The 627-nt window shown below is 78.0% G+C and carries 1 pseudogene (only partly in view); it reads right to left on the minus strand.

The annotated features are described in order from the left end of the window. Positions 1–460, minus strand: a pseudogene (locus GV126_RS37730) (B3/B4 domain-containing protein); it reaches 397 nt to the left of the window's first position. Positions 461–627: the final 167 nt, after the last annotated feature.

The raw sequence follows: 627 nt of genomic DNA on the forward strand, positions 1-627 counted from the left end.
GCTTGGGATGCTCGACGCTGTCCGGCTCGCCGAGCGGGGTGAACTCCTCGGTTCCCTCGGCGTGGCGGATGTCGACGTCACCGGTGACGTGGTCGAGGTCGAAGGCCCCGGCGGGCAGGCCGTGGCGGACGGAGACGGCGTTGTAGGAGTCGACGGCCGGGTTGATGCGCGGCAGGGTGCCCTTCTTGGCCATGCGGCGGCCGAGCGCGTCGACGCTGGGACGGATGCGGCGGGGGTTGGTGCCGAAGGAGCGGTAGGCGGTGTGCCACGCCTCGATGAGGGGATCGGATTCGTCGGCGGGCCGCCAGGTGCCGTCGGACAGCTGCCGCTCCAGGTCCTCCAGGGCCGCGGCCGTAGAGGGCCAGGGCTCGTGGCCGCGCAGGCCGGTGGCGGTGACCAGGGCGATGAGGGTGTCGGGGAAGGCGTCCGCGACGGCGGTGCTGAGGCGGAAGGCGGTCATGGGGTCCTCTTTCGTGCGTGGGCCGGTGGGCGGGCTCGGCGTGTGGGGTGGGGGGGGGGCGCGGGGCGGGGGCCGGGGGGCGGGCGCGGGGCGTGGGGGGGTGGGCCGGCGCGGCGGGGGGGGCGGGGGGCCGCGGGGGGGCGGGGGCGCCGGGCGCGGGGCCGGGG

The sequence above is a fragment of the Streptomyces mexicanus genome (genome assembly GCF_902506575.1).
GTDB lineage: Bacteria > Actinomycetota > Actinomycetes > Streptomycetales > Streptomycetaceae > Streptomyces > Streptomyces mexicanus.